The 19,747-nt window shown below is 53.8% G+C and carries 20 protein-coding genes and 1 tRNA gene; 4 read left to right on the top strand and 17 right to left on the bottom strand.

Annotated elements, in window-relative coordinates; all coding sequences use genetic code 11:
• Positions 1-26 precede the first annotated feature (26 nt).
• Positions 27-1,013: a 2-hydroxyacid dehydrogenase gene (locus ACR0FG_RS09005; protein WP_480892186.1), complete on the bottom strand. Its 987-nt coding sequence runs from the start codon at positions 1,011-1,013 to the stop codon at positions 27-29.
• Between the two features lie 213 nt (positions 1,014-1,226).
• Between ACR0FG_RS09005 and ACR0FG_RS09000 the strand changes: the two genes are divergently transcribed.
• Complete coding sequence (locus ACR0FG_RS09000) at positions 1,227-1,673, top strand: SH3 domain-containing protein (RefSeq protein WP_480892599.1); 447 nt, start codon at positions 1,227-1,229, stop codon at positions 1,671-1,673.
• 5 nt (positions 1,674-1,678) lie between these two features.
• Here the strand turns inward: ACR0FG_RS09000 and ACR0FG_RS08995 are convergent, their stop codons facing one another.
• Positions 1,679-2,176 (bottom strand): ferritin, encoded by a 498-nt coding sequence (locus ACR0FG_RS08995; RefSeq protein ID WP_480892183.1) that lies wholly within the window; start codon positions 2,174-2,176, stop codon positions 1,679-1,681.
• Between the two features lie 374 nt (positions 2,177-2,550).
• On the opposite strand from ACR0FG_RS08995, the gene ACR0FG_RS08990 reads away from it, so the two are divergent.
• A tRNA-Gln gene (locus ACR0FG_RS08990) sits at positions 2,551-2,625 on the top strand.
• Between the two features lie 183 nt (positions 2,626-2,808).
• Here ACR0FG_RS08990 and ACR0FG_RS08985 read toward each other — a convergent pair.
• The 6 genes from ACR0FG_RS08985 to ACR0FG_RS08960 form a co-directional block, all read right to left on the bottom strand.
• Complete coding sequence (locus ACR0FG_RS08985) at positions 2,809-4,437, bottom strand: recombinase family protein (RefSeq protein ID WP_480892181.1); 1,629 nt, start codon at positions 4,435-4,437, stop codon at positions 2,809-2,811.
• Positions 4,437-4,853, bottom strand: coding sequence for a DUF2924 domain-containing protein (locus ACR0FG_RS08980; protein ID WP_480892180.1), 417 nt, complete (start codon positions 4,851-4,853; stop codon positions 4,437-4,439). Before ACR0FG_RS08980 ends, ACR0FG_RS08985 begins: the two co-directional genes overlap by 1 nt.
• Positions 4,854-4,858: 5 nt before the next feature.
• Positions 4,859-5,068: a DUF3489 domain-containing protein gene (locus ACR0FG_RS08975; RefSeq protein ID WP_480892597.1), complete on the bottom strand. Its 210-nt coding sequence runs from the start codon at positions 5,066-5,068 to the stop codon at positions 4,859-4,861.
• Positions 5,069-5,390: 322 nt separating this feature from the next.
• On the bottom strand, positions 5,391-6,722 hold the full coding sequence (locus ACR0FG_RS08970; RefSeq protein ID WP_480892177.1) for a hypothetical protein: 1,332 nt from the start codon (positions 6,720-6,722) through the stop codon (positions 5,391-5,393).
• 330 nt (positions 6,723-7,052) lie between these two features.
• Complete coding sequence (locus ACR0FG_RS08965) at positions 7,053-7,739, bottom strand: hypothetical protein (RefSeq protein WP_480892174.1); 687 nt, start codon at positions 7,737-7,739, stop codon at positions 7,053-7,055.
• Positions 7,736-10,900: an N-6 DNA methylase gene (locus tag ACR0FG_RS08960; protein ID WP_480892171.1), complete on the bottom strand. Its 3,165-nt coding sequence runs from the start codon at positions 10,898-10,900 to the stop codon at positions 7,736-7,738. Before ACR0FG_RS08960 ends, ACR0FG_RS08965 begins: the two co-directional genes overlap by 4 nt.
• Before the next feature lie 61 nt (positions 10,901-10,961).
• Here ACR0FG_RS08960 and ACR0FG_RS08955 point away from each other — a divergent pair, with 61 nt between their 5' ends.
• Complete coding sequence (locus tag ACR0FG_RS08955) at positions 10,962-11,894, top strand: helix-turn-helix transcriptional regulator (RefSeq protein ID WP_480892169.1); 933 nt, start codon at positions 10,962-10,964, stop codon at positions 11,892-11,894.
• Between the two features lie 118 nt (positions 11,895-12,012).
• On the opposite strand, the gene ACR0FG_RS08950 is transcribed toward ACR0FG_RS08955, so the two are convergent.
• From ACR0FG_RS08950 to dcm, 4 genes are all read right to left on the bottom strand, one after another.
• Positions 12,013-12,501, bottom strand: coding sequence for a hypothetical protein (locus tag ACR0FG_RS08950; RefSeq protein WP_480892167.1), 489 nt, complete (start codon positions 12,499-12,501; stop codon positions 12,013-12,015).
• A gap of 258 nt (positions 12,502-12,759) precedes the next feature.
• The gene (locus tag ACR0FG_RS08945) at positions 12,760-14,010 is read right to left on the bottom strand and encodes a type II restriction endonuclease (protein ID WP_480892164.1); all 1,251 of its coding nucleotides are present in this window, start codon (positions 14,008-14,010) and stop codon (positions 12,760-12,762) included.
• Between the two features lie 18 nt (positions 14,011-14,028).
• A complete protein-coding gene (locus ACR0FG_RS08940) occupies positions 14,029-14,445 on the bottom strand; it encodes a very short patch repair endonuclease (RefSeq protein ID WP_480892161.1) in 417 nt (138 codons plus the stop codon).
• Between the two features lie 31 nt (positions 14,446-14,476).
• On the bottom strand, positions 14,477-15,709 hold the full coding sequence (gene dcm, locus ACR0FG_RS08935) for a DNA (cytosine-5-)-methyltransferase (protein WP_480892159.1): 1,233 nt from the start codon (positions 15,707-15,709) through the stop codon (positions 14,477-14,479).
• A 230-nt stretch (positions 15,710-15,939) separates the two neighbouring features.
• Between dcm and ACR0FG_RS08930 the strand changes: the two genes are divergently transcribed.
• Positions 15,940-16,149 (top strand): hypothetical protein, encoded by a 210-nt coding sequence (locus ACR0FG_RS08930; RefSeq protein WP_480892158.1) that lies wholly within the window; start codon positions 15,940-15,942, stop codon positions 16,147-16,149.
• A 104-nt stretch (positions 16,150-16,253) separates the two neighbouring features.
• On the opposite strand, the gene ACR0FG_RS08925 is transcribed toward ACR0FG_RS08930, so the two are convergent.
• From ACR0FG_RS08925 to ACR0FG_RS08905, 5 genes are all read right to left on the bottom strand, one after another.
• Positions 16,254-16,652, bottom strand: coding sequence for a DUF5681 domain-containing protein (locus tag ACR0FG_RS08925; RefSeq protein ID WP_480892156.1), 399 nt, complete (start codon positions 16,650-16,652; stop codon positions 16,254-16,256).
• A gap of 1 nt (position 16,653) precedes the next feature.
• The gene (locus ACR0FG_RS08920) at positions 16,654-16,995 is read right to left on the bottom strand and encodes a DUF5681 domain-containing protein (RefSeq protein WP_480892155.1); all 342 of its coding nucleotides are present in this window, start codon (positions 16,993-16,995) and stop codon (positions 16,654-16,656) included.
• A gap of 29 nt (positions 16,996-17,024) precedes the next feature.
• Positions 17,025-18,380: a site-specific DNA-methyltransferase gene (locus ACR0FG_RS08915; protein ID WP_480892152.1), complete on the bottom strand. Its 1,356-nt coding sequence runs from the start codon at positions 18,378-18,380 to the stop codon at positions 17,025-17,027.
• Between the two features lie 206 nt (positions 18,381-18,586).
• Positions 18,587-19,039 carry a ParB N-terminal domain-containing protein gene (locus ACR0FG_RS08910; RefSeq protein ID WP_480892150.1) on the bottom strand — a complete coding sequence of 151 codons (453 nt, stop codon included), beginning with the start codon at positions 19,037-19,039 and terminating at the stop codon, positions 18,587-18,589.
• Between the two features lie 384 nt (positions 19,040-19,423).
• Entirely contained in the window at positions 19,424-19,597 is a 174-nt protein-coding gene (locus ACR0FG_RS08905; protein WP_480892148.1) for a helix-turn-helix domain-containing protein, read from the bottom strand.
• Positions 19,598-19,747 lie beyond the last annotated feature (150 nt).

The raw sequence follows: 19,747 nt of genomic DNA, 5'->3' as shown, positions 1-19,747 counted from the left end.
CTGTTTCCCCTGATCTCAGAATATGTTCATAACATCGCCGGCACGACCTGATCCGGCGGGCGGTGGCCGTCCTCAAATGTCTTGATGTTGATGATGACCTTTTCGCCCATCTCGATCCGGCCTTCCAATGTGGCCGAGCCCATATGCGGCAGCAAAACCACGTTCGGCAATTGTCTGAGGCGCGGGTTCACATCTGTCCCGCGCTCGTACACGTCCAGCCCCGCACCCGCGATTTCATCTGCCCGGATCATGCGCGTCAGGGCGTTTTCATCGATCACTTCGCCTCGCGAGGTGTTCACCACCACAGCAGTCGGCTTCAACAGCTTGAGCCTGCGGGCATTCATCAGGTGGAACGTCGAGGGCGTCGAGGGGCAGTGGATCGAAATCACGTCCATCCGGGCGACCATCTGGTCAAGACTGTCCCAATAGGTGGCTTCTAACGCATCTTCAATCTCGGCGCGCAGGCGCTTGCGGTTGTGATAGTGGACCTGCATTCCGAACGCACTGGCGCGGCGGGCCACGGCCTGACCGATCCGGCCCATGCCCAGAATGCCCAGCCGCCGGCCGCCAAGTCGGCCACCCAAAAGCGCAGTCGGGGCCCAGCCGTTCCAATCGCCTTTCTGCATCAGGCTTTGCCCTTCGGGGATGCGCCGCGTGACCGCCAAAATCAGCGCCATGGTCATATCCGCTGTATCATCCGTCAACACGCCGGGGGTGTTGGAAACCAGAATGCCCCGCTGCCGGGCCGTTGCCACATCGATATTGTCGACCCCTGCCCCATAGTTGGCGATCAGGCGCAGTTTATCGCCCGCCTGCCCCAGAATCCGCGCATCAATCGTGTCGGTAATGGTCGGAACCAGCACATCTGCCTGCTTCACGGCAGCTGTCAGTTCCTCGCGCGTCATCGGTATGTCGGTGTCGCGCAGTTTGACGTCGAAAAGCTCGCTTAGCCTTGTTTCAACCGCCGCAGGCAACCGTCGCGTAACAACAACACTCAGACGTTCTCTTGGCACCCGGGACCTCCTACCGCTTTGCAAACAGTTGCGCGCCATGGCATCGTGGCGCAGGATCAGACGGGGCACAAGAACCCCATGCGCATTGACGCGACCTTTTTTAGAAGCACGACAAACAGGCATAAGAGCAGGCAGGCAGTGAGTGCTATTTTTTTGGTGAAACGCCTTTGTTTGGCGATTATCTCTGCGTTTCTTCTAGCGTGCTGCCCTCTGATGGCTTCGGCGCAGGATCAGCGCGGCCCGGTCACGAACCTGCCGTTGCCACGCTATGTCTCGATGAAAGCGGCCGAGGGCAATGTACGGCGCGGCCCGTCCCTGACCCATCGAATCGACTGGGTTTTCAAACGGCGTGGTATGCCGCTGCAAATCACGGCTGAATATGGCAACTGGCGAAAGGTTCAGGACCGTGACGGTGCCGGGGGGTGGGTGCACTATGCGCTGCTATCCGGCGTGCGAACCGTGTTGATCGAGGCCGACCTGCTGCCGGTTTATGCCGCCCCGGACCCCAATTCGCAGGTCAACGCGCATTTCGAATCCGGTGTCGTTGCCCGGCTTGGCACATGCTCACCCGATTGGTGCCGCATCTCGGCAGGCGGCTATCGTGGCTGGACGCTTAAGACCAACCTATGGGGCGTCGACGCGGCAGAGATCCGTGAATAGCGGCGCTATTCGGCCCCACGGTTTCCCAGTTCCTTGTCCAGCAACAGCAGGTTCCAGCGATCCCCGTTTGCCGCCTTTGTCTGATCCAGGATCGAGGCAAACAGATCCTCTTCCTCAATCTGCTCGGCCAGGAACCAGTTCAGCATGTTTTGCGTGCTGTATTCCTTGACTTCATGCGCCAGTTCGAACAGCGCATTGATTTGCCCGGTTACGGTTTTTTCATGCGCGAGCGCCTGTTCCAGAACATCCACAGGTGACGCGTAGTCCGCCTGCGGTTTTGAAATCCCATCAAGTTCAATCCGTCCGCCACGTTTCGAGATGAAATCGAAAATCCGCATTGCGTGCTGACCTTCTTCTGCGGAATGACCACGAAACCAGTTTGCGAATCCGGGCAGATCCTGGCCTTCGAAATAAGCGGCCATGGCAAGATAGGTGTAGGATGCGTGCAGTTCGTTGTTAATCTGCTTGTTCAGCGCTTCCGCGACTTTCTGATTCAAGTTCATGTGTCGCTCCTTTAAATGTGGGCCGGTACCAAAACAGGTAAGTACGCCCTAGCCCGTGTCAACAGAATTTCACGATTTCCATCACTATTTCAACATTTTACACCCGCTACTCTGAGATTGACACGCACTCTCATTTGCAGGCTTCTCTAAGACAGGCCACACGAAGCAAAGGGCCCAAATCCGGTATCTAAAACTCAGGCTCGCCATGGCCCCAACTGGCCTTTTCCCAACCATTAAATCGCTCTGGACAACCAACTCCGAGCGTAGCAACAAGCCCACCGACAGATAAGAAAATTATTTGACAGCTTGGTGCAATTTTTGCCGAAAAAGCCCTTGAACCCCGAAGGCAACAGTCGTAGATAGCCGCTCACCGTTGGGGTGTAGCCAAGTGGTAAGGCAGCGGTTTTTGGTACCGTGTATCGTAGGTTCGAATCCTACCACCCCAGCCATGATTTTCCCTAAAATCACGCACTGAATATTTGGCGGCCTATTGGCGCGTATTTTCAGCAGGTTATCATCCGGCTATTCCAGCTGAGACCCGAGTTTACGCGCAACAATGGTCGATTTCGGGCCGCAGTCTCAGTTCGCGATTCCGGCGGTACGAGTTTGGTGAATTTGGGAGGGTCTTTAGATCAGAGCGCAGCGAACTGCTTGTGCTGATCTGACCAGATCGCCGGAAAGCCCGACTTGATCAGGTAATCCGTGGTCAGGCCGTCAGGCTGTTCGCCTGCAGCGATGGCATCCAGAACATCAGGCGCCAGCATTGCCAGGTCGACAACATCCTGCACCCGGCGTTTGGAAGTGCCTTCCGATTCAGCGATTTCTGAGAACGTTCTGCCATCTACAATCATCGCCAGCCAGTGGCGTGCCTTGATAATGTTGCGAACAAGTGTCTGATCGATCTCAGGAGGTGCATCGCCCAGGTGCAGTTTCAGCTCCACGCCTCTACGGCGCGTCCGGAATGGCGCTTCTATCGTTAGTTCTTCGGCATCGACCTGATCCGCCCTGCACTCGATCATCCGGGCCAGTGCCTGGAGGTCCAGTTGCACCCTCATTGACCCCTGTCGTATATCTGCCCGCGCAATCAGGCCAAGGCATTTCCTGACGGACTGGCAATCTCTGAGAAGCTCCGTTGCTGAAGCAATCTCGGCCGCTGACATATCCCGCGCCATTGATGTCACGGCGTTCGGTCGGCTCAGATGTTGTCTTGCCACTTCGGCCAGAAGGTTTTCAAGCTGTTCTGCAGGCAGCCGCCACGCATCCGGATGCTTCTGACTGCGATCAGTCACCAGTCGCCCGGAGATGTAGTAATGCAAACGCTTCCCATTTTTGCGACTATGACTGGGTGTCAGCCGATCTCCGGTCTCGTCAAAGAGTTTTCCGGCCAGCAGGGACTGCTTTGCCTTCTGCTTTACTCCACGCTCCCTGGCCGCACCATCTGTAAGTAGCTGTTGCACGTGGCTCCAGACTTCCGGGTCGATAATAGCAGGGTGCTGCCCCTCAAAGACCTGTCCTTTATGTCGGATACGGCCGGCATAGATCGGATTGCTGAGCAAATGATGAATGTGTCCGCGGTCAAAAAACTTACCGCCTGTCACGCGTCCGCCCGGGCGTTCCCGGCGCCGGGACCGGAGCCCCAGTGCCTCCGCCCGCTCTTTGACATCAAGAATGGTTTGATGCTCCAGATAGAGTTCGTAGAGCGCTCTTATTGTTGCCGATTCCTCTTCGTCGATTTTGAGCGTCCGGCCGTCAGCCTGATACCCGAGCGGAACATTCCCGCCCATCCACAGGCCCTTGCGTTTAGAGGCTGCGATTTTGTCCCGGATACGTTCAGCCGTGACTTCCCGTTCGAACTGAGCGAAGCTGAGCAACACGTTAAGTGTCAGGCGCCCCATACTGGTAGACGTATTGAAGGACTGGGTAACGGACACGAAAGACGCGTCTGCCGCATCAAGGCGTTCGACCAGCTTTGCGAAGTCAGCAAGCGAGCGCGTCAGCCGATCAATCTTATAGACAACAATCTGATCGACACGACTATCATCTACGGCCTGCATCAGCCGCTGCAGCGCCGGGCGGTCAAGATGACCGCCCGAGATACCGCCATCGTCATAGTGGTCCGGAAGTAACTCCCAGCCTTCGTGTTTCTGGCTGGCAATATATGCTTCGCAAGCTTCCCGCTGGGCATCCAGTGAGTTGAAATCCTGCTCCAGCCCCTCCTCTGAGCTTTTCCGAGTGTATATGGCGCAGCGGATACGTCGCATCACTGAACCCCGAAGAAGCGCGGGCCTGACCAGTGTGCCCCGGTGATGTGCTTTGCGATGGCTGACAGAGAACGCCACATCTTACCGTCCATGACGAACCCGCCCTCGACTACTTCAATCTGATAGGTGCGTCCGTTCCATTCCCGCACCAGATGTGACCCCGGTTTCAGAGCAGGCGGCGGTGTTTTTCCCAACGCGATTTGCTGCAGTCGACGCTCTGTTTTCACAGACGACCCGCCCAGTTCCCGGTTCTGCTGCTCCCAGATCAGTACTCTCTTCATGAACCGAGGGGACAGGTATTTTGGCGGCGGTCGGCCAAACAATTCCCGCCATCGGTCAAGACAGCCGGGGCGATCCAGGTGTTCAATGTCATAGAATTCCTTCACAAGATCACGATCCGCGCGAGCAGCATCCATGACGATCACACCCCCTTCACGATCCGGTAGACTGTACCTTTGTCAGATCCTGATCGCTCAACAGTATGTCCCGCCTTGCGCATCATCGAAATCGCTGCGCGCGCAGAATGCGGTTGCCAGCCAAAGGCGTTCTGAATCTGCGCAACTGTAGCACCAGCCTTACGGGACAGCAGTTTCTGTAACTGTTGCTGACGCGTCGGGCTGCTCTGGGCCATTTTGACAGGTGACGTTTTGGTTTTCGTTCTGGATGCAATTGTCATCGTTATCTCCACTTTGCAGACACAGACTGATCCTGCGCCCTGTACTGAGTGGAGCCCGGCTGTTCCGGGCGAATCTTGACGATTTGAGTACCGCTTCCAAACAGCCCAAAGTCCAGTTGTTTAAGGTAACATGGGCGAGAAGCAGTCCTTCGCCGCGAGTGCTGACAACGCCCTGCAACAGTTTGGAAGCGGACTTTCAGGATGCCAATTTTTCGACCAATTGAAAGTGAGGCGCCGACCTGTCCAATTGGAGTACATGCGCTATGAATTTCCTATTCTAGAATGAAATATGCGTTTGAGAGAACAAAGGATGGAACTCTGGTAGCAAAGACATAATGCTGCCGTCAGGTTGGAGAAACTCATGTGCCGCTCCGGGCAGTAGGTCTGGATCAAGCGGGACAAGCGCGCGCGGATTATGAAGAACCACCATGCCTTCGACCCAGGTTTCGGTTGAAGTAGGTCCAACCTTTTCAGAAAATGGCGTCGGGTAAGGGTTTTCTGTATCCAAGTCATTCCTTTGCATGCCTGTCCGCACCAATTTCACTCTCGGGTCGCCAAAACCTGCTGCATGACCCAGCCGGTTGAATTTAGTGATAGTACCCTGGGGATTGATGATAACTGCACTAACATGCTCCGCGTTCTCGAGATTGAAGAAGCCCGATTTCGTACGCTTCTTGCCAAAGCGATGTGACCCGATCTGAGCAATCTTGCGTTCGCCATTCTCTAACCAATGCCGCACACCAAAGACATATTCCGTGGCAGCAGGCACAATAAATCGCATGGTCCCGTGGAGATGAAAGTCTTGGACGGCGATACAGAATGGCAGGTCCTTTGCTGCCGGTTGTTCCCAATATCGTGGTCGATGATTCAATTTGTTGCGAAGTGCTGACGATAGTCGAATAGGGATGTAATTCTCAAGATACGGCTTGAACATCTCTGCATTGGCCGGGACCTCTTGGGGGCCAGATGAAGAAGGGTTCACACTTGTCGCTTCCACAGCAAAACTACCCAAGTTTCCCCGCAATACAAAATCCGGGGTCGGCGCTTCTGCCTGCCTCACGAAGCCTAATTCCGTGAATGTTGCGAACAGATAGAGTTCCCAAAGTAAGGCATCCCAACCAGCAGTCTGAAACTTCTGAACGAAGTTACCATCGACGTCCTCGTGAAATCGCATCATGTTGGAGATGAATTCTTTAGCAGGCGAATAGCGTGGGTCTTCCAACAGCATTTTGAACGAAGGATGAAAACGAGTCGCGTCTACTGCCGGTCGAAAAAAATCTACGCCAGGTCCTTGTTCATCACCTTGGTAGAACGCCTCTGGTGGCTGATCCAACGCATCACGCATGGCTGCCATAAGTGCTTCATAGGCATCATCTGATGTTGGGTACGAAGTGTTGACATTGACTGCGCGAAACCGCGACGCTGCATCTCTGCCGAATACGACCCAACCATAATCGTCGTCAATCCGATCCCAAGAGAGCAATCCCAAAATGCGCTCTTGTGAGTCCGCAAACCAATCGAGTTCTCTGGTGATTAAGGTGATCTTCGGATGTCGGGCATAACCCGCAAGCGCGTTGAAGCGGCGCCTATCAATATGAGCAAAGATCAAGCCCAGTACTCCACTTGGAACAAAAGGTTATTTCAAAAATTCTGCTGTAACGCGGCGGTCAGATCACTTTCACGGACGACATGCAAGACTTCCCACCGTTGGAAAATGGTCAATTTGGCTTCAAACAGAATGAAGCAGATGACTCGTTCTGAAGACCTTCCATCTACAAAACGCTGAAGTTCAAAGCGTACTGGTTGATCTGCGATCTTACCGCAGAAATTCGGCGTACTGTTGCTCCGAAGGTATTACTGATTGGGCGACGAAGGGGATGCGGAGACTCGCTGCATGAACCAGGACGGCAAGGAGAGATTCTGCGACTTGCACACTAGCTTAGCTGGTTTCTTGCTTCTCAGGTAATACACTAGAGATGTTCACGAATACATGCGCCAGTCTAATAGTGGGCGCTATTGGAGTGCGATCGTGGATCGAGTCAAAATTTGCAGCCACGGGGGCAATCGCAGATGGGGCAATTCGGTGCGATCCGCTCTCTAATTGACAACGCAACATCTCGTGATGCTTGTCTATGATTGCTTCCAAGTCATCCCAAGATTCATTTGATCCAGGTCGAAAAAAAGCCCACATTGCGCCTTCTGTCGATCGATGCCCATAGCGTCCATCAACAAACCGGGTCATACCGTCGGTGACGTAGGCCTTCGCCGGGCGCCCTCTACCAATTACCTTAAATTCAACTACAAAATTCGGCAATCCATGTAGCCTCCACTCAATGTCCGAGCGCCCAATTATCCGCCTTTTTCCATCAGGCGCTAAGTCGACGCGGGATAGTTCGGCAAAGAACTCGCCATCAAAAGGCTGTGTACCGTCGTCATACTTTTGAGCCAGATAGGCACCGAGACCTTCTGTCAACTCAGGTTCGGTACGGCTTTCAAATGGCTGCCCAACTCCCGAATAGAACGCTTCGTACTCACGCCATTGCGCGAGCAAGTAGTCAAGAATTTCGGAAGTTGGCGGCCGCTTTACAAAATAGGCCCAAGGAGACTTCTCCTCTACACTACTCACGCGGGCATTCGCTTTCTTGAAAGTTCCTGCAGTTGCAGTGCCAATTGATTACCATCTTCTATCGCGCATCGACGCATCCAAAACCGAGCGATTAGCGGCTTCACTAAAAATATCCTCTGACCGTCAATTACAACAACGTCTGGCACTGTAATGAGCGCATCTTTTGAATTGCCAACCACGTTCTCAAGGGCACGGTCAAGTATCCCGATTATTGAGTCATCGTCGAATCTATCTGGGTTTAACTGGTCGCCTAGCGTCAATACCGCCGCGCCGACAGGAACACGGCGACCTGTCCAAGTTGCAACTTGGATGGATCCTTCTCCTCCTGTCGCATCGCGCCACTGTAAAAGCGTTTTTGCCAACGTGCTAGCATAACTTTGCATCAACTCCGTCGCCGGAGCTTCTCGGAGCGGCTTTCGCAAAGCACCGTGCCTTAAACTCGTCGGCTGCAATGCTGGACCAGCAAAATTAGCAAGTTCTTCAATTATTGCAACTTCATCGTTAGTCAGATGAAAGTACGAATAAACAAGTTGATTAACCTTGGGTTGAATTTGTTGCCAAACTCTTGGTTGCTCAAGCTCATTCGAGTTTTCGACATTTGTTACATGTTGATCTACTTCCGAAAGAATGGAGATAGCCTCTTCCGGGTTTGGGTGGTTCTCTAAAGTCCAGAACGGCCAATCAAGTGCTTCCCGGATGTGCAATTTTGGTCGTTCCGAAGCAACGCTACCGCTGAGCAGCAATAGCAACCAAACTCCCATAGGAGAACGGAGATAGGCAGTCAAAAATCTGGCTGATAGTCGACCTATTTCCGTGTTTGGAGCCGCTAGAACCGCGAGAGAATGTTGAAAAGAAAATGGCCGTTCAGCGTAGATCGCTTTCACACCATCGTTCGGGTGCGTACCATCAGTCCACAGAACACGTGGACCATCAAATAGCCTGTCATGATCTGAAGGAACACGAGCAATTCGATCAAAAGGAAATGAAGTAAGGCTCCTCTTCGGTACAATCGGCAAATCCCTCGGCAATGCCTTCGCATTTAGAAAGGGTTCTTCTGCCATCCACTTCGGAACGTCGATGTACCAAGTATCAGGAGATCGTCTTCGGTCCTCGTCTTTCGCATGAAAACCCTTTGCATCAATCCAACCGACTTTCAGGAGCTCACGGATTCTTCCTCTGCGAACTAGACGTTTAAGCAAGTTGATGTCTGCATCCGATCCCCAATATCGGGTCGCAAGCTGTGCTTCGTCCGTGATCAATGAACTCGAAGGCAACGTGTTGCGGTCACCTCCGTGCACTGTAAGCCGCCCGAATGCGAGTGATATGTCAGTCTTCGGTGTCCAGTACTCAAACCGCTCTGCTTCTATGCTTCTAAACCTTTCTTTTTGTGGACGAACTGTCGCAATCAGCACCACAAATGGGTGGACGGCATCGGCAAAGATAAGGCGCCGCATATCAGAGAAGTTAATAATCTTTTCAACCGAGTATCGCCCGAGAATATGCGCGCGAAAATCTCGCTGGGTGGGGTCACCTGAAACAAATGGTGTAACCGGTAAAATCAAAGCGACCCGTCCGTTTGACCCGAGCGTGTCTGCGGCCGCTAATGCAAAGGCCGCAGCAATTTGACGTTTTGGAATATGAGGGAGCGGTTCGGCTTGGCGAGAACGCCAGTCTTCTATGTCCTTCGCAGCTGGTTCTTGAGCTCGCAACTTGCGCCAAGGTGGGTTCGACAGGAAAACGTCGAACTTCCCACTATTTTCTCTTTCACTTGCCTCGCTGAAGAAATCCCCCTGGGTTCCACGGCGAATATTCACCGTCAGGGTTGGAAGCTGGTGTCCACCGTTTCTCAGCTCCACGAGGTCCCGCGGATTCAGATCCGAAAGTAAAGCCAGATAAAGGCTGAATGCAGTAAGCTGACAAGCGTCTTCATCGATGTCCCCACCATGGATTTGATCAAGTAGGAGCTTCCGCCGCGTTGCGAAATCTGCAACTGGCTCTCGACCACTGGACACCGCCTGAATCTCATAGGCGCGAATTACTCGCCTAAAGGCCGCGGTTAGCAGCATGCCAGAGCCACATGCCCCGTCAAAAATCTTCTCAGATAGGATATCGCGACCGTCCAAAGCTAAGTCAACAACCCAATCGGCAAGCAAACGCGGGGTGTAATATGCACCTTGATCTCGCTTGGCGCCGTTCGAAGGCTTATCTTCCAAATGGCTATCCCGAGAGGACAAGAACGTCTCGTAGATTCCAGCGATTAACTCAATTGGTATCTGACTGAAATCGTAGCGCCAAAAACTGGTCTGGCCGGTACGCAGAGTTGTGCGATTGAGAAACTGTTCCAACCAAGAGAACGAAGCGTCGCTCAAGTTCTCCCAGCCGGTTTCACTATCGGCACTTGTGAGAAAGTCTCCATTAAAATCTTTTCGAAGGACGTTAATAAGTCTCCGGAGCCCTTTACGATCGCGCTCGCGCACTAGGTCAAATAACGGACGCACTTTACGACTTATTCGGTATGCGGCACCGACGATTCCTCTATCCTCTAGGTAGGTGATGAAAATCAGTCTTGCGATCAGACGGCGAGCTTGAGTTGCCTCAAGGCCGTTCAAGGCCAATTTGCCAACCAAAACAAGTATGTTGTCCAGTAGAATTTTATCGACGCGTTTTTGTGGATCGAACCATCCGTCGCGACCACGCAACGCTTCTCCACCTACCAAGCCGGACATTGACCACGATTTTTCTGCTTGATGTCTTTCTTCCAACGAATAAACGGTGGGATCAGCTTCAGGATTGTCCACTGACCAAACCTCAAGCCGGTCAACGCTGGTTACCAACAATACACGTGCGAGGTTTTGGTTCCAAAGGCGTTCGCAAAAACTGCGAATCTCAGATCTTCGCACATCAGGATCTGATGCAAGCCGAAGCTGATCAACTAGGCAAACCGTCGGTACGTTATCGATACAGAAAACAGCGTCTCCTGCAGCGCCCTTTTCTGGACCAAAGATCGCTCGAAGCTCTGGAGCGAACGGATGCAAGTCTACGCTTGCAGATCCGGACGAGATAAACGAGTCCGGTAGCTGGTCGTAGCCTAGCTCTGACACCCAGGGTCCAGTAATTTCACCTTCTTCTTTCATCTGCTCCATACTGGCGAAACGATGCACCTTAGGCGATATCTCATTTTATATAGATGACATATTTTAAAAAGAAGGTCATTATAAAAATATGTATGAGGACGCGAAAAATAGACAGCTTCCATCGAAGCGTCGAGGAAGGCCGCCAAAGAAGTCTGGCGATCCACCTTCTTCAGCGCAGCAGAGTAGGTTGGTGTTTATCGAGCGTGCCTTGATGTGGACTGGAAGAGTAAGTCGCCGAGCAATCTCCACTACATTCGATGTTAGCATGGGTCACGTATCTCAAGATTTTCACGTCTATCGCGAGCTTGCACCTGACAATCTTGAGTACGATCTAAGCATGAAATGCTATAGGCCTAGTTCATCATTCCGACCTGTTCTCTGTGAAGACGAGGCTGCCGATATGCTCAGCATGATCGCATCAACAGCGGCCTTACCGCTGCAAGAACGCAAACGAGCTATAGGTTTTTCGGTGACCTTCGAAGCGTTGCAAGCCCTCCCTTCGGGTGTTCCAGGCGACGTGCTTGCAGATGTTCTGCGCGCGATTACTTCAGCGAGTGCCATTCTTATTGAATATCAATCTATGAATAGTCCGAAAGCCGTTTCTCGAGTATTTTGGCCTCATGCGTTAATTTTTTCAGGGCATCGTTGGCTCGCGAGAGGGTGGGACGAACGACACAACGAATATAGAGATTTTGCAATTGGTCGAATTCTTCGTTCAACAGTTTCGAGCGAAGATCACTCTTTGGTCAGAGACCACCTTTGGCATGACCGAATTGATATCAGATTCGTTGTAGATGACCATCTCTCACCAAGTCAGGCCAATGTAACAGCTCGTGAATTTGGAATGGTACAGGAAGGCGGTGCTTATGTGCTGCAGATGTGCGCCCGCAAGGCAATGGTGCCCTATCTTTTGGATCATTGGCGAATTAGGCCCGGCAGCGGAGACGCAAAAGCGTTTCCCCTCAACATTGAAAACTACAATGTGGTTAAGGAATATGATCGTAGGGATCTCTCGCATTGAATTTGACTGTGGATATGTGAATTCGATTGCAACGGGAATCCGCGACCGCAGCGAACGTCAACAATTCGGGCTGCTACCGCAGCATCGGAATCTGCTATTGAAAGGCGGTTTTGGGCTGTCATTGAAAAAGGCGCTTGGGAACAGGTAGTTGCGAAGTAAGTTTTGCAAATTGTAGCGATGCACGGTTGGCAGCCGAGAAGTATGCTTCTAGCTCAGCAATTTCATAGCTTTCGGGTGATGGTGCCGATTCTTTTAGGCGGTCTAATTGTGATCTTGCCGCGAGTTCAATCCTCTGTATCTCCCTTTGCTCTTCAGAAACGTGTAGTGGATCGCGAAGTTGTGGCCCATTTCGCCATTCGTGGTCACGCCATGAATCCCGAGCGAATTGGCACTTCATTTGCAACTCGGCGAAGCTCTTCTCGACATTTGCTTCAGTCTTTTGACGTTCTATGCGTAAAGAGTTGATTTCGGTGCCCCGGGTCGCTTCGAGCGCAGCCTTCATAGACCGTCGATCTAGAAACCAGAAGGCGACCCCTAAAGTCGCAACCACTGCCGTGTAGAACTCTAACGGGTTTGACAAAAACAAATTTTGCGCAGCCTCAATCACTAAATGCCCCTTATATTACTACGGTGCACTACTAAAAGTGGGCATTGCCTCACTTCCGTTCAACCGTTGGATCGACTTAAACGAAGTAAGTATTTTGGTCCAATGATTGTCCGCAATGCGGGCCGCACCGCAGCAGTGGCTTTGCCAGATGAATGGCGGCAAAGGGCCGGAAGGCATGTAGGCGAGAGGTCTAAAAGGGAGATGCGAGTCCCCGCTTATCCCTCGTGCGCCCGGCATAGAGCACTACCGGTGAATCCGTCATAGCAACACATCTCCGGAACCGCGCTCCCGAACCAGTTCGAGAAAGTTAGTGACACTCAGCAACCAGGGCTGCTGGTCCGCGTGATATGTCCCGTGCAACCCTTGCGGCAAAACAAGGCGCAGGTTCTGAGCCTGCATTTCTGTTGTTTGAGCACGGGAAATTGCAGGCTCAAGCGTCAGAAGATGTTTCTCAGAAATCCGGTTGGCTTCGGCCAGAACCTGGCGCCATCGGTCTTTGCAGGTCGTTTTCACTCCAAGCATCGTGAGACCACTTACCGGATAGCTGGTGTTTGCATACTCCTCTTCGCCCGGAAACAGGAAGTCAGCTGCGTTGCGTTTTTCAGTCGTGGCTTCACGTTTGTAGCGCAGGTTGTGAGCTTGAAGAATGGCCTCGGTATGATGGCCAAATGCATATCCGGCTCGTGACTTGCGACGGTTCTGCACACCTAGCGAGAACTTCAGAAAACCCTCCACATCAGCACCGCTGTCATCAAAGAACCCTGTCTTTAACCGGTCCGCGACGATCTCGCGTTCCATGTAACGGAACAGTGCTTCTTCATGCTCCATCCAGGCCAGCAGGGCCTCGTCCGGAGACCCGACGGGATCAATACCGGACAGGCTGTCACGCGCGAATTTCGAGAATTTCGCAGTCGACGGGAACGCCAGACCAAACATGCGAACGAGCCGCTCGAAGGCAGGCGGTTCGGCGTCCTCTTGCTCAATACCCAACGCATCCAGAATGATCCGGGCGGCAAAATCAACGTCCCTGCCCCCTTCGCTGCCAATGTCCCGCTGGCTGAGCTCATAGCCCCCGGTGAGAGCCAGTCCAAACAGCCACAGGAGCTGTTGTTCAATTGAACTGCCAGCAGGGCAGAGAACGGCCAGTACGTGGCGCTGAGCGGTCATGCAGAGAAACAGAGTGTCTCCGGCAGACGCGCGATAGACAACCGGCTCCGAAGCCGCCGGATAGTACAGCCTGTACTCCGCTGTCCGGTGTGGTTGCCGCTTCCGGCTGTTGTACCAGGAGCCGGTCAGGTTCAGCCTGATGGGATCATCTCCACTGTCGTCGATCCAGATATAGGTGACCGGGATCTTTTCCCGGTCTTCCGGGGTCCCGACAAATGCCCGGAACACATCAACGCCCTGGAACTCATGGCCATGGGAGACTTTGGGATCAACTTCCGTGCCACGCAGGACTTTTGCACCGGCACCAACAAAATACTTCGACAGAAAACCGTGCCCGGACAAATACTGCTCCCTGAATGGCTACCGGAGCCCCTCAATATCAAGCTCCGCGTCGCCACAGGACAACCATTGCGAGAGCGTGTCAATCACATCCGCAACGTTTTGCCTGCCTTTTCCTTTCAGGGCACATTCCCACACGGTTGCCACGCGCCAGTCCGCTGCCCGCAGGGCAGCAAGGTTTTTCTGATCCCGCGCCACATTCCCGCCGATCTTGTCCCGCCAGAACTCATCGCGCGTTTTTGGCCATTTGAACAGCGGACATTGATGACCATGCCAGAAGCACCCGTTTACAAAGATCACGGCCTGATATTTTGGCAGCACCAGATCCGGCCGCCCCGGCAGTTTGCGGCCGTGCAGGCGATAGCGGAATCCCCGGGCATGAAGCCCGCGCCGGATGATCAGCTCCGGTTTGGTATCCGCACCCCGGATTGCCGCCATGTTGCGGCTGCGGGTTTGCCGGTCGTGGACGTCAGCCAGCTTTGCGAACAGGTGCGGTCTCCTGCCCTTCCAGGATTGCGCGCACATGCGGCTCCATAATCCGCGCTACTTCGGCAAATACCGGCACAGCGACTGAGTTCCCAAACTGCTTATAGGCCTGGGTGTCAGAAACCGGGATCCGAAAATCTTCCGGATAGCCCATCAGACGGGCACATTCGCGCGGGGTCAGACGGCGGGGATTATTGCCGTCACCCCGGCTCACGAGGATTTCCGATCCGTCCTTGTAGTAGCGGGCGGACAGGGTTCTGGCGATGCTGTCGCCATCCACCAGACCAAAGCCAAACCCGTTGCCTTTGGCTTTGTGTTTCGCGGCATAGTCCTGCAGGTATTTCCAGAGTTTGTCGGTCAGAGTGTATTTGTCGCTAACGGTCGCGTCATTGCCCAGAGTGTAGTGCCCTTCCGGGTTTTCAATGCCGTTTTCCGGATGCAGGATATCACGCATCCGGCGCGCGCCCCGGACCGGTAAAGCAACATCATCAAAGCTGAACGATACCTCCTCACGGAATCCCACAATAACGATCCGCTCCCGGTGTTGGGGCACGAAATGGGCTGCATCAATCACCCGGGGGTCAGGCACGTAATAGCCCAGCTCATCCCGGAGTTTCCGCATGATGACCTCAAAGGTCCGGCCTTTGTCGTGGCTGCGCAGGTTTTTCACGTTTTCCAGCATGAAGGCCGCCGGACGGTGATGTTTCAGGATCCGCAGCACATCGAAGAATAGTGTGCCCTGCGTTTCATCGTCAAAGCCATGGGCGCGGCCCAGCGCATTCTTTTTTGACACCCCAGCAATGGAAAATGGCTGACAGGGAAACCCGGCGACCAAAACGTCATGTTCCGGGATCTCTTCGGCGTCGATTTGAGTGATGTCGCCCGCGATGGGGCGGTTATCCGCGAAGTTGGCGTCGTAGGTCTGTTGAGCATATTTATCCCATTCTGACGTAAATACGCAGCGCCCGCCTGCGCTCTCCATCGCCTTTCTCAGGCCGCCGATACCGGCGAACAGGTCGACGAACGAAAATGCCGCGCCGGATGTATCAGGCTGGCGCGCTTCGGCCTCCATCCGCAAGAGGTTCATCACCCCCTCACGCGGGGTTTCCTCTCCGCGTTTCCAGCGGTAGATGTGACTTTCCGAATAACCCAGGATTTCCGCGGCCTCGGAAACCGAATGGCCGGTTTTCTGCAACAACAATTCAAATTCGGTCATTCTGCTCGCCCTCTGCTCCCGCGCTTCAGATATCCGCGGGGAATTTTTTTGTCACTATGGCGACCAGAGTCCCGCGAAGCAAGAACATTCTGGAAACATCGGGATGCATCTGAAGTTAACGCAGGTCGGGACCTAAGGTTCATCAGGATGCTCGCCGCGATTTTGCGATACATCCGAAGGTAGTGCAGATATCGCTCGACTTCCATGGCCCGGCGAGCCGTACTGCCGCCATGGACGACGCAACCCGGGAACAGCTCAGTTTTGTATTTGCGAAGCTGACGGGCAATCTGGAGGATGCGGCCTCGCTGGCCCTGAAGGGCCAGCACCCGCAGATAAGTGCGGAAGAGGCCGAAGAGCTGATACGGTCCATTCAGGCCCTGCTGAACCACGCTGACGCCCGCATACGGGCCATAGAGCGACTGGCTGGCCAGAATCGCTGATAGCCGATCGATACACCGGTACTATGTTCGATAGGGGCGACGGGTATAACACCGCCGCCCCTGATCCGGGTCGTGTCTGAACGTTAAATCAGTGGCGCAACTATTCAGCTGGTATCCGCAGATGCGCGCCTGGCACCACTGACATCTACACCCATTTTTTCCAGCCTGGCGAGTATCTCTTCACGGCGCTGTTTGTCCCGGGTTTCTCTGGCATCCATTTCCGGCTGCACCTCCAGCATGATGTTGATTGCTTTGATCAGAGACGGCACGTCGCCTTTAAGACCTTTTTTGCAGAGCGCCAGGTAGGCAGCTTCATATCCGTCCAGCGACACAGTCCGGCCATCCGGTGTGCGGGCTGCAACAGGCTCCGACAGGATCGCTGCAGCGTCTTTAACCAGATCGGAACGGGTCTTCGGCCGACCTTTCGGATTGCCGGACTGACCTTTCTTCCACTGGCTGGATTCTGGAGGTTTGCCATAACCGATGTCGTAAGTGTCAGTCATTTCAACCTCCATCGTCGATGACATTGACACCCATCTTCCGGAGCGCGTTCAGGATCCGCTGCTTTTTCTCCTTCGGATCAAACTCAGCAGCCTGGGCGGCACCGGCTTCTTCCAGGATACGCCGCTGCAGGTCCATGGCACGCCGGTCACCGGACAGAGCAAGTTCCCGCAGTTTGCGGATCAGGGCTTCGCTTATGGGCATCTGTTTCTCTGCACCCTTTGGCTTTACTTTGCGCTTCAGCACTTTTTGCGTCAGAGACAGAATATCTTCCTGCTTTTTGGGCCGGCCTTTTGGATTGCCGGATTTCCCCTTTTTGAAGCGGCTGTGTTCAGGCGGGCGCATATAGCCCACCTGAGTTTTGGTCTGGTCACTCATTCTGCAGCCTCCATGGCAGGAGACATAGCCTCTTCAGCGCGATGAACGGCTGTCTCAGCGAATGTCTCACCAGTAGCCTCCAGAACAGCTTGCTGCCCTGTCTGCGCCATGAATCGGCGACAGATGACGTCGCAATAGATCGGGTCGAGTTCCACCAGGCGGGCTCTTCGGCCACAGCGCTCCGCAGCTATCAGGGTCGTGCCGGATCCGCCAAAGCCATCCAGCACGATATCACCGCGTCGAGTGACATCTCTGATCGCGTCCGCCACCAGCGCCACTGGCTTAACCGTCGGGTGCAGTTCCAGATCTTTCTGATTGCCGCCAAAGCTGTTCACACCGGGATAGTCCCAGACATTCGTCCGGTATCTACCTTTCTCACCAAGGCCAAAAGTATTGAGATGGGGAGCGGATCCGACTTTCCAGACATAGATCAGTTCATGCCTCGACCGATAAAACGTACCCATGCCGCCATTGGTCTTGGCCCAGACGATCAGGTTTTTCAGCTCTGAATAGGTTTTGGATCCGGCTGACTGCAGCTCCGGCATGTGGCGCCAGTCCATGCAGACAAAGTGAATGGCACCATTGATACTGACAGCCGCCATGGCGCCGAGCGACGCTTCCAGGAAGGCTGTAAAGGCCCTGGCATCCATCTCACCGGCAGCCATAGCAAACTCACGGTGTTTCACGGCTCCGGAACCACAGACATGACCGTCTATTTTGACGTTATAGGGCGGATCCGTAAAAACAGCGCGCGCACGATCGTCACCCATCAGGCTTGCATATATCTCGGGATCACGTGCATCGCCGCAGATCAGTCTGTGCGTGCCAAGGGTCCAGACATCACCGGGCCTCGTGGATGCCTGCTCTGCAGCAGGTTCCGGCACCTCATCAGCCGGGTCCGCTGCTTCTTCATCATCATCCAGCAGCAGATCCAGTTCGGCCGTTTCAAAGCCGGTGATTTCCAGGTCAAAATCCAGCTCCGACTCTTCCAGCGCCTGGAACTCGATTTTCAGGATGTCGCGATCCCAGCCGGCCAGCTCAGCCAGCCTGTTGTCAGCAATGACATAGGCACGTCGCTCTGCGTCCGACAAATGCGCCAGTTCAACTGTCGGCACCTCAGCGGTGCCAAGTCGCTTAGCTGCAGCGACGCGACCATGGCCGGCAATGATGCCGCCATTTTCGTCGATCAATACAGGATTGGTAAAGCCAAACTGTCGGATCGACGCTGCGATCTGATCAATCTGCTTTTCACTGTGCGTCCGGGCATTGCCGGCATAGGGGATCAGATCATCCGTTTTGCGATAGACGATCTTCAGCCGGGTTTCTTCCGGCAGAGATTTAATGTCAGCCATTATGGGGCCTTTCAATTGCGCGCAGCCGGCTCGCCCTGACAGAGATCAGATCCCCGTTCGGGGAACCGGTCTGCGCTGTTTCAGGATGAGGCCGGATCAACAGATCCCTGCGAAGGGCCGGAATCTTCCGGCACAAGATCGGCAGGCCCCTCCACCGATCACTTCGCTTTGCGTTGTCGGAGCGCAGATGTCCGCGCTCCAACCAGTCAGACGGTCAGATCATCGCCTGCATCGCAGGGACTTTTGGCCACACATTCTATGATGTCGGCCAACGCACCAATTTGCTCTGCGTCAGCGCGAAACAGATCACGATCCAAGCACAGAAGTTCAGTAAAACGGATCAGTGATTTTGCATAAACTTTCAGGTCTTCCGCACTGAACTCGTCAAGTCTGTAAGCAGAAATGACATCGCATCCGCGGCGGATCGCGGCTTTTACCAATCCGCTACCCGCAACTATCCTGTCTTCGTTGTCAATAAGAACCGGCGTCAAGACACTCCTGGATCTCAAGCATTGCTCAAACCGGGACACCTCTTCTTCCGTCGGTTTTGCAGACAGAAGATGATTGTCGACCAGAGAGTTTGGATTCACATTGAAGCGCCTGTCGATAAGACTGTGATGCGACGTAAGCGCATTTCGACTTGCGTCATTCTCTTTCATCGGGCCTCCTTTCCCATAATAGTCGTGCACGCCCGAAGCCGTGACACAAAAAACCGTACCGCCTGAGCAGCACAGCAGTTGACGTGATGTATGGGAGGCCGGACTAACATCGGTAGGTCCTGTGCGAAGGGCCGCTGGCGCAGCGTGAGAGAGGAAGACCTCCGAACCTTCTCACTTCGCAATCATTTAGCAGCATCGTACTTACAGATTCACCCCACGTGCGGCAAGAAATTTCTGACATCTGAAGGAAAATTTATTCAATAATACTAAGCGTTTAAACGCCGTGTCTTCAAATTTCCCAGAGGAATCAAGGCACTGGACAAGCCCCGAAACGGCACCAGCCTGCACCCAAAAGAAAGCCACGGAGCCCTCCGGCAACATTGATTAGTCCAGCAACTCTCCACAGGGTACACCAAGCGCCACGGCAATCTTGTCCACCACTTCAATCGTAGGATTTCTGGCGCCGCGTTCGAGATCACTGATGTAGGTTCTGTGGATGCCGGACTGATGCGCAAGTTCTTCCTGCGACCAGTCTTTCGACCGGCGCAGACGCCGCATGTTTCCACTAAGACGATCCCGAACATCCATGTAGCCCAATGGCCCGGGATGTCGCCAATCCGTCTACAGACGATCAGTGACATTTTGTGTTGACTTCCATTTTGCAGCGAGCATTTGTCGATGTCACTGATCGACGACAAAAGGAATTGA

The sequence above is a fragment of the Ruegeria sp. E1 genome, assembly GCF_056534225.1.
The sequence above is the reverse complement of the archived record's forward strand: the minus strand, read 5'-3'. Positions and strand labels throughout refer to the sequence as shown.

Coding starts and splice junctions, on each gene's coding strand:
- ACR0FG_RS08925 (WP_480892156.1), bottom strand. CDS start 16,652: ATGACTGACACTTACGACATCGGTTATGGCAAACCTCCAGAATCCAGC.
- ACR0FG_RS08920 (WP_480892155.1), bottom strand. CDS start 16,995: ATGCGCCCGCCTGAACACAGCCGCTTCAAAAAGGGGAAATCCGGCAAT.
- ACR0FG_RS08975 (WP_480892597.1), bottom strand. CDS start 5,068: ATGGCCCAGAGCAGCCCGACGCGTCAGCAACAGTTACAGAAACTGCTG.
- ACR0FG_RS08910 (WP_480892150.1), bottom strand. CDS start 19,039: ATGAAAGAGAATGACGCAAGTCGAAATGCGCTTACGTCGCATCACAGT.
- ACR0FG_RS09000 (WP_480892599.1), top strand. CDS start 1,227: ATGGCTTCGGCGCAGGATCAGCGCGGCCCGGTCACGAACCTGCCGTTG.
- dcm (WP_480892159.1), bottom strand. CDS start 15,709: ATGACCGAATTTGAATTGTTGTTGCAGAAAACCGGCCATTCGGTTTCC.
- ACR0FG_RS08980 (WP_480892180.1), bottom strand. CDS start 4,853: ATGGATGCTGCTCGCGCGGATCGTGATCTTGTGAAGGAATTCTATGAC.
- ACR0FG_RS08985 (WP_480892181.1), bottom strand. CDS start 4,437: ATGCGACGTATCCGCTGCGCCATATACACTCGGAAAAGCTCAGAGGAG.
- ACR0FG_RS08930 (WP_480892158.1), top strand. CDS start 15,940: ATGGACGACGCAACCCGGGAACAGCTCAGTTTTGTATTTGCGAAGCTG.
- ACR0FG_RS08905 (WP_480892148.1), bottom strand. CDS start 19,597: ATGCGGCGTCTGCGCCGGTCGAAAGACTGGTCGCAGGAAGAACTTGCG.
- ACR0FG_RS08995 (WP_480892183.1), bottom strand. CDS start 2,176: ATGAACTTGAATCAGAAAGTCGCGGAAGCGCTGAACAAGCAGATTAAC.
- ACR0FG_RS08955 (WP_480892169.1), top strand. CDS start 10,962: ATGTATGAGGACGCGAAAAATAGACAGCTTCCATCGAAGCGTCGAGGA.
- ACR0FG_RS08940 (WP_480892161.1), bottom strand. CDS start 14,445: ATGGCGGCAATCCGGGGTGCGGATACCAAACCGGAGCTGATCATCCGG.
- ACR0FG_RS08915 (WP_480892152.1), bottom strand. CDS start 18,380: ATGGCTGACATTAAATCTCTGCCGGAAGAAACCCGGCTGAAGATCGTC.